We start from the raw sequence: 8,214 nt of genomic DNA on the forward strand, positions 1-8,214 counted from the left end.
TATCTCAAGGACCTCTTCCCCAGCCCTCTCCTATTTCAAAATATCCAAATCCAGAATTTTCTGTACATCGGCCTTCACTTGCACAGGCACGCGAAACCGATAGCTCTTTCGTTGAGCAATGAGTTCCAAATCGCGCTCTGTGCGCCACACATATCTCGAAAAACGCTGCCAGGGCATGTAGCGCATGCCCATCAGCAATCCGCGCGTGCTCATGGTCACGCGAATGGTAGCATACGCGATATAAAAAAACTCGATAGAAAGCAAAAAACCGAACAATTGCGGCACAAATCCCACGCCATCTGAGATCGCAGCCCCCCGAAACAGCACAATACCCCCCGTCACAATCAAAAGCACATCCCATCGCTTCTGCAAAAAAACCACCACAGGCTCCTGTGCACTGGACACATGACGCCGCAGTCGCCAATAGGCTACAATAGACGCGCCCAATAAAACGGGAGCGAGAATTAACACGATTTTTATAAGTGTCAAAGACATGTTACGATTTCGACGCCAGATAAATGGTTGCAATCCCAAAACTCAACCGAACCGCCTGTATATCGACAAATCCCGCATCGAATAACCGCCTGCAAAAATCATCACCTTCGGGAAAACGCATCACAGATTCATACAAATAGCGGTAGGCATTCGGATCGCGAGAAACCATGTGCCCAATACGGGGCAAAATACGCTGAAAATAAAAATTATAAAGGCCGCGGAACACAGGGGTTCGCGGCCTTGAAAACTCCAGCACAGCCACGCGCCCACCCACCTTGAGCACGCGGCACATCTCGCTCAGGGCCGTTTCCAACTCGGCCACATTGCGAATGCCAAATCCGATTGTCACGCCGTCAAATATCCCCTCACCAAAGGGAAGACACTCCCCATCGCCACACAGAAATGCGACCGGATTTGCTCGCGACTCATTTTTTTTTATACCCTCACGCAACATTGGCACCGAAGGATCGACGCCGATCACCTGAATATCGCCAGCGCGCTTGCCGCATTCAAACCCTAAATCACCCGTGCCCGTAGCCAGATCCAAAATTCGCCACTTAGGCTCGGGTTGCAATCGGTCAATCGTCTTTTTTCGCCACAAAATATCAATGCCCAGACTCAACAGGTGGTTGAGCAAATCGTATCTACGGGCAATCCCGTCAAACATCTGTCGCACAAAAGCGCGCTTGGCTTCTGGTTCGGGCAACACATCGCGCGCGATACCCGCAGGGGCTTCAGGGCTATGCCTGTGTTCACATTTCATCAACGTCAAAGCTCGCAGTGGTTTTGGGCGGCGGGGACAATTCTTAATTCTTAATTCCTAATTCTTAATTGAATTCCCCACCCGTTTGACAACAACATCTTTCATCACATCAGTCGGTGGCTCAACACCTGTCCAGATCGCAAAAGACCGCGCCCCTTGAAAAACCAGCATATCCAGCCCCCCAAAGGCCGGTGCTCCAACCGATTGAAACGCGCGCATCAACTGCGTATCCAGCGGATTGAACACCGTATCGTAAAGCACCAGATCCGGATGGACAGCGCGCACATCGGCAAGGGGCGAGGCATTGACCTCGGGATACATCCCCAGCGAAGTGGTATTCACAACCACGCCCGCATCGGCAAACGCCCTGCATTGCGCATCGGCATCCAGCGCACCCACATCCATTTTTGTACCAGTTATTTTTTCCATATCCACCGCCAGAGCCTCGGCTCGCCCGACCGTGCGATTCAAAATCGTCACCCGCTGCACCCCATCTTGCGTCCCCAGCGCATACGTCACAGCGCGGGCCGCCCCACCTGCGCCGAGCACCACGCAATGCGCGGGAAATGTCACAATCCCCGCAATATCGCGCAATGCCGTCAAGACGCCATAGACATCCGTATTGTATCCGACCAGTTCATCGTCTTCGCGCGAAATAGTATTGACCGCACCCACGGCCAGTGCTTCTTCTGAAATGCGGTCCAGGTGTTCCATCACCGCCAGCTTGTGCGGAATAGTCACATTTAACCCGCGCATATTCAGCCCGCGCAACCCCTTCATCGCCTCGCCCACGCGGTCGGGCAACACGTGAAAAGCCACATAACAATAATCCACATCTAATGCGGCGATTGCAGCATTGTGCATATCGGGAGAAAACGAATGAGCCACCGGGTCGCCAATAACGCCCAGCACCTGACTTGTTGCGCGAATATTCATCAAGACCTTCGACTGCCATCCAGCAAATCATTTACAAACTCGTCAGCAATATCAAAACTCTCCTTCCACGAGCAGTTGTATGTATAGCGTATAAATGCCACACCGCCCAGGATCATCAAAATCGCAAATAGCGCGAGCTTAAAAAGTATCTTCATATTTTCCCTCTTTTGGTTGAACAACAGTAGATAAACAATCGAATAACCCGGCAAAATCTCGGCACATATCGCCCGTATTTGACACCCGAGTTTCGCCCGCGGCTACCAATCCCGCCAGAGCAAAGGCCAATCCCGTGAGGGCATCGCCGCCAGCATCGACCTCTATGCCCTCAAGGCGCACAGGTCCTTGCACCACCAGGCCATCGGGCATTTCGCCTACCTTAGCCCCCATTTGACGCAAATTTTGAATCGTCAGTGATAGGCGGTCAACCTCTCCCTGGCGCAAGCCCTCACCATCTCGAATAACCGTTTCGCCCGCGGCTTGCGTACCCATCACAGCGAGAAAAGGCACTTCACAAATAAATAGATCGGTCTGCTCGCCCCCTATGCGCGTGCGCCGCAATTCAGACCCCTGAACTTTAACCGTACGCGTCACTTTTGACTTTGATCGCGTCACCTGAATATCCAATTGTGCATTCAACCGCCGCAACAAATCCAATGCGCGGCGGGTCTTCCAATCATCACCCACGCAGTGAAGGGTCAAATCCGACTGCGATAACATCGCCGCAGCACCGAGCAAATAAAGCGTGGTCTCGGGATCCCCCGGCACATCGCATTCTCCAATAAGCCCACGCGCTTCCTTTACCTCATACATACTTACCCCTCTAACGCAACCGCACTTGGTAACCCGCATCTCGCAAAATACCGACAGACCGGTCGGCTTCCTCCTCCTGCCCAAACCCCATCCGAATCGTCCCCCCTTCGCCTTCGCGTACCTTCAACACCTCGATATCTTCAATATTAATTCCTTCAGCAGATAAACGCGAGGCAACATCGGCAATCACACCGGGTTTGTCTTCTACCACCAGCAAAATTTCGTGAAGCGGATGCAAAAACCCCTTGGAATCTCTGGGAATCTCCCCGCGAATGCGATTGGCATAATCAAAATCTTCTGATAACGCTTCCCGATCCACCTTATCTCGTATCGCCACAAGCGCGTCGAGATACGCATCGATCATCTCGCGAATAGGACCGGCATTCGTCTGACAAATATCCCGCCACATCGCAAACGGACTGGAGGCAATACGCGTCAAATCGCGGAACCCACCCGCTGCCATTTGCAAGGGAAGGCCATCGGCCTCATTGAGCCTGCCCACCAATCCCACGAGCGTGGTAGCCATCATCTGCGGCAAATGACTCACCGTCGCAGCGACCCGATCATGGGTTTCGGCCTCCATACGCATAGAACGCGCACCAATGCATTGCACCAGTGCTGCAAGCGCATCCACAATTTCGTCGGAAACACCGCTTGCGGGCGTAAGCACATAAAGCGCGTTTTCAAACAAAAAAGGATCGGCTGCGCCCACGCCGCTCTTTTCTGACCCCGCCATAGGATGCCCGCCCACAAAATGTACATCTTCACGCGCAACCCGTTCTGCACAGGCGACAATCGCGCCCTTTGTGCTACCCACATCTGTAATAATACAACCCGGCGAGGCCGCTCGCACAACCGCAGGCAACTGCTCCAGAATACGCACAATGGGCGAACACAAAAATACCAGATCTGACCGCTTTACGCCATTGTCCATCGCGTCGTATTCATAGCCACTGTCGATCACATCAAGCGCATGGGCTTCTCGCAGGGTCTCTGCGCGACTAATACCAATAATCTCGCGCCCAATTCCCAGTCGCTTAAACGCCAACCCCAGCGACCCACCAATCAACCCCACACCCACAATGGCAATCGCGGCATCTGTAAACGGAGGATCGTTCATACAAATAACCTGATACGATATAAAATACTAAACCAGACCCGCCAGGTCCTTCACAAACACTTCCGTATCTTCCCACCCCAAGCACGGGTCAGTGATGGATTTCCCAAATATCCCCTCTTCGGGTTTTTGCGCGCCCTCTTCCAGATAACTCTCCACCATCAACCCACGCACCACATTGTGAAGCAGCGCGGAATGGCGGCGGCTGCGCATCACCTCCAGACCAATGCGCGGCTGTTCGGAAAACGTTTTATCTGAATTATTGTGATTGGTATCCACAATAATCGTCGGATTGCCCAACTTGCGCGCCAGATATTCCTCGGCAACATGCATCAAATCTTCGTAGTGATAATTGGGTATGCTTCGCCCATTATACGACATCCCGCGCAACACCGCATGCGTCAGCGGATTGCCCGACGTGCCGACCTCCCAGCCATTGTGAAAAAATACATGCGGAATTTGCGCGGCATAAATGGCATTGAACATCACATCCAGATCGCCACCCGTTGGATTTTTCATCCCCGCAGGCACATCGACGCCGCTAATAGTCAGGCGATGATTCTGATTTTCAACAGACCGCGCCCCCACGGCAATATAACTCAGCAAATCCTCCACATAAGGCAAATTCGAAGGATAGAGCATCTCATCCGCCGCCGTCAAATGCGACTCGCGAAAAGCGCGAATCTGCATCTGCCGAATGGTCTTAATCCCAACAACCATATCGGGCATACCTTCAGGGTCGGGCTGATGGGCCATGCCCTTATACCCTTCGCCAGTCGTGCGCGGCTTATTGGTATAAATCCGCGGCACGAGCACCAGCTTGTCCATCACCTGCTCTTGGAGCCGCGCCAGGCGATTCACATATTCGCACACCGCATCGACATTGTGAGCCGAGCACGGACCAATAACCAACAAAAACTTATCGCTCTTGCGCTCAAAAATAGCCCGAATCTCGGCATCGCGTTCTTCTTTCTTAGCCTTCAAATCATCGGGTAGCGGCAAAACATCCTGGATTTTTTCTGCACTGGGAATGGGCTGAATCTGTTTGAAACTCATAATAGTACCTTTTTTAAGACTCTGAATCTGAGTGATCTTCTTCCAACCGCAGTGACTCATCGATAATCTGTCTAAAAATGCGTTGCGCTGCTTCGTGACTCAAAGGACCGCCATTCAACTCGCGAATGCGGTTGAGAATCAGGGTTTCTCGTTCAGGGGCATGCAAGGGCAAACCCTCGGCACGCTTAATTTTTCCCACAGACAGCGCATACCGGGCACGCTCATTGAGCAACTCGAGAATCTGATCATCTAAAGCATCGATTTTCTCGCGCCAGAAATCCAGATCCTTCTCCATAACCTACACACCTTCTCTCAAAGGGCCGATCAAAGACCCGACAAAAGCACCCACCTTTGAAACCAGACCGGCATCGCCCTGGTACTCGCCAATACGACGCACAATCGCACTACCAACCACAACCGCATCGGCATACCGCGCAATTTCCGACACATGCTCGGGCGTTGAAATACCAAATCCAACGGCAATGGGCATATCTGTGTACTGGCATATCGCAGACACCTTGTTTTGAATTTCATCGGCCAGAGAATCGCGCTCTCCCGTCACCCCGGTACGCGACACATAATAGACAAAACCCCTCGTATGCGATGCAATCAGCCTCATCCGATCATCGCGTGTAGTCGGTGTCACGAGAAAAATCGTATCCAGCCCATGCACATCCATCTGTGCCTTGTAATCGCTGCCCTCTTCCGGAGGCAGATCCAGCATCAGAACACCATCCACCCCCACATCTGCGGCGCGTTTTACAAAGCGCTCCACACCGTAGCGATGAATCGGATTATAATACGTAAACAGCACAATGGGTATTTCGGTCTCAGTCCGCACATCTGCAACCATAGACAACACGCCCTCGAGCGTTGCACCAGCGGCCAAAGCGCGTTGCGACGCCTCCTGAATCACGGGACCATCGGCCAGAGGATCTGAAAAGGGAACACCCAGTTCCAGGACATCCACACCTCGCCGATCCAGTTCCAACACCACCTGATGCGTGGTATTTAAGTCCGGATCGCCCGCAGTAATATACGCGACAAATCCCGTCCTCCCCACTTTTCTCAAATCTTCAAACCGCTGTCCAATCCGCATCATCTCACTCCTTCGATAAACCGCGCCGCTTGCTGCACATCTTTGTCCCCGCGTCCCGATAAATTGACCACCACAATCTGATCTCGACTCATCTCGGGTGCCAACTTGCAAACATGGGCAATAGCGTGTGAACTCTCCAGTGCGGGAATAATCCCTTCGGTATGACTGAGCAACTCAAAAGCACTGAGCGCTTCCTCATCCGTCGCATACGTATAAGCCGTACGCGCCATATCTCGCAAATAACAATGCTCTGGCCCCACGCCCGAATAATCGAGACCAGCCGACACCGAATGCGTCAATGCGATTTGCCCATCATCATCTTGCAACACATAAATGCGCGCACCGTGCAAAACCCCCAAATCGCCACCATTAAACCGCGCAGCGTGCTCGCCAGACTCGATACCGTGCCCGCCGGCCTCCACACCGATCATCTGCACATCGGCATCATCTAAAAAAGCGTGAAACAACCCGATAGAATTGCTACCCCCGCCCACACAGGCGACGAGTACATCGGGCAATCGGCCTTCTCTCTCCAAAATTTGAGCGCGAGCTTCAACGCCAATAACCCGCTGAAAATCGCGCACGATCATCGGATACGGGTGCGGTCCCAAAACCGAACCAAAAATGTAAAACGTATCCTCCACATTGGTCACCCAATCGCGGATGGCCTCGTTGATCGCATCCTTCAGGGTTTTGCTACCCGAATGGACACCCGTAACTTTCGCACCCAGGAGTCGCATGCGGAACACATTGAGCGCTTGCCGTTCCATATCTTCAACACCCATGTAAATTTCGCATTTGAGACCAAACATCGCCGCCACAGTTGCCGTTGCCACGCCGTGTTGCCCAGCACCAGTCTCGGCAATAATCCGCGTTTTGCCCATTCGGTTGGCGAGCAAAATCTGTCCCATAGCGTGATTGATTTTATGCGCCCCCGTATGGGCGAGATCCTCGCGCTTGAGATAAATTTTAGGCCCGCCGAGTTCTTCTGTCAACCGCTCGGCAAAATAAAGCGGCGTGGGCCGCCCGACGTACTCGCCCAGATATCGATCCAGTTCAGCCCAAAACTCGGGATCGCGCTTTGCCTGCCAATAAGCCGCCTCCAGGTCTTCCAACAGCGCCATAAGCGTCTCGGGCACATACTGCCCACCATAAGGCCCAAAATGCCCGCGCGCATCGGGCAAATCACTCGCATTTACAGCCATATTGTATATCCCCTTAAATATCTCCAACCACGCGATCGTAAAATGCCAGATACTGATCGCGATCATCACCATCGAGCAATGCCATTGCCTCGCGGGGATGCTGGTTGTGCTGGCCCGTGATGTTATAGGGAACCAGAGGGCCCCAAGTCATTTCGCTACGCAACTTGACAAAATGATCTTCCAGCAACTTATAGACGGGACGGATCTTAAACTTGGGATTCCGCAAAAAACCGAGCAACAATTCCATGGGACAATTGCCCGCACCGCGACCCAATCCATCCACTGTAGCGTCAATCCGATTGGCTCCCAGAATAATAGCCTCAATAGTATTGGCAAATGCCAGTTGCTGGTTATTGTGCGCGTGAATGCCCACCTCTTTACCCGAACCCTTGGTCGCTTCCATGTATTTTCGCACCAGCATATCGACCTGTTCGCGATACAGCGCACCAAAACTATCTACCACGCAAATCGTGCCCACAGGGGTTTGCATCAACACTTCTAACGCCTGATCAATCTCGACATCTTGCACTCTCGAAATCGCCATAATATTACAACTCGTTTCATACCCCTTCTCGTGGGCATCGAGCAACATTTCAACAGTCTCGGGAATTTGCTCGACATAACACGCCACGCGCACCATATCGACCACACTCTCGCTGGATGGCAGAATATCTTCAGCCCAATCGCTCTTGCCCGCATCCGCCATAATTGCGAGTTTCATCCCCGTCGCTTC

General features: G+C 52.6%; 11 protein-coding genes. All 11 read right to left on the minus strand.

Translation table 11 applies throughout. The features are described from left to right. Window positions 1-30: 30 nt before the first annotated feature. A complete protein-coding gene (locus tag OXH16_19760) occupies window positions 31-495 on the minus strand; it encodes a hypothetical protein (protein ID MCY3683642.1) in 465 nt (154 codons plus the stop codon). A gap of 1 nt (window position 496) precedes the next feature. Beyond that, a complete protein-coding gene (gene ubiE, locus OXH16_19765) occupies window positions 497-1,258 on the minus strand; it encodes a bifunctional demethylmenaquinone methyltransferase/2-methoxy-6-polyprenyl-1,4-benzoquinol methylase UbiE (protein MCY3683643.1) in 762 nt (253 codons plus the stop codon). Window positions 1,259-1,315: 57 nt separating this feature from the next. Continuing rightward, window positions 1,316-2,194 (minus strand): shikimate dehydrogenase, encoded by an 879-nt coding sequence (gene aroE / locus OXH16_19770; protein ID MCY3683644.1) that lies wholly within the window; start codon window positions 2,192-2,194, stop codon window positions 1,316-1,318. Next, complete coding sequence (locus tag OXH16_19775; protein ID MCY3683645.1) at window positions 2,194-2,349, minus strand: hypothetical protein; 156 nt, start codon at window positions 2,347-2,349, stop codon at window positions 2,194-2,196. Before OXH16_19775 ends, aroE begins: the two co-directional genes overlap by 1 nt. Next, on the minus strand, window positions 2,333-3,004 hold the full coding sequence (locus OXH16_19780) for a hypothetical protein (protein MCY3683646.1): 672 nt from the start codon (window positions 3,002-3,004) through the stop codon (window positions 2,333-2,335). The genes OXH16_19775 and OXH16_19780 overlap by 17 nt, the downstream gene beginning before the upstream one ends. Before the next feature lie 10 nt (window positions 3,005-3,014). Beyond that, window positions 3,015-4,124 carry a prephenate dehydrogenase gene (locus OXH16_19785; protein MCY3683647.1) on the minus strand — a complete coding sequence of 370 codons (1,110 nt, stop codon included), beginning with the start codon at window positions 4,122-4,124 and terminating at the stop codon, window positions 3,015-3,017. A gap of 27 nt (window positions 4,125-4,151) precedes the next feature. Continuing rightward, on the minus strand, window positions 4,152-5,177 hold the full coding sequence (locus OXH16_19790; GenBank protein ID MCY3683648.1) for a 3-deoxy-7-phosphoheptulonate synthase: 1,026 nt from the start codon (window positions 5,175-5,177) through the stop codon (window positions 4,152-4,154). Between the two features lie 13 nt (window positions 5,178-5,190). Beyond that, window positions 5,191-5,472, minus strand: coding sequence for a chorismate mutase (gene pheA / locus OXH16_19795; GenBank protein MCY3683649.1), 282 nt, complete (start codon window positions 5,470-5,472; stop codon window positions 5,191-5,193). A gap of 3 nt (window positions 5,473-5,475) precedes the next feature. Continuing rightward, entirely contained in the window at window positions 5,476-6,279 is an 804-nt protein-coding gene (gene trpA / locus OXH16_19800; GenBank protein ID MCY3683650.1) for a tryptophan synthase subunit alpha, read from the minus strand. Continuing rightward, window positions 6,276-7,481 carry a tryptophan synthase subunit beta gene (gene trpB / locus OXH16_19805; protein MCY3683651.1) on the minus strand — a complete coding sequence of 402 codons (1,206 nt, stop codon included), beginning with the start codon at window positions 7,479-7,481 and terminating at the stop codon, window positions 6,276-6,278. Before trpB ends, trpA begins: the two co-directional genes overlap by 4 nt. A 13-nt stretch (window positions 7,482-7,494) precedes the next feature. Next, the coding region (locus OXH16_19810; GenBank protein MCY3683652.1) for a nucleoid-structuring protein H-NS at window positions 7,495-8,214 on the minus strand (720 nt) is incomplete at its 5' end.

The sequence above is a fragment of the Gemmatimonadota bacterium genome (assembly GCA_026705765.1).
Classification (GTDB): domain Bacteria; phylum Latescibacterota; class UBA2968; order UBA2968; family UBA2968; genus VXRD01.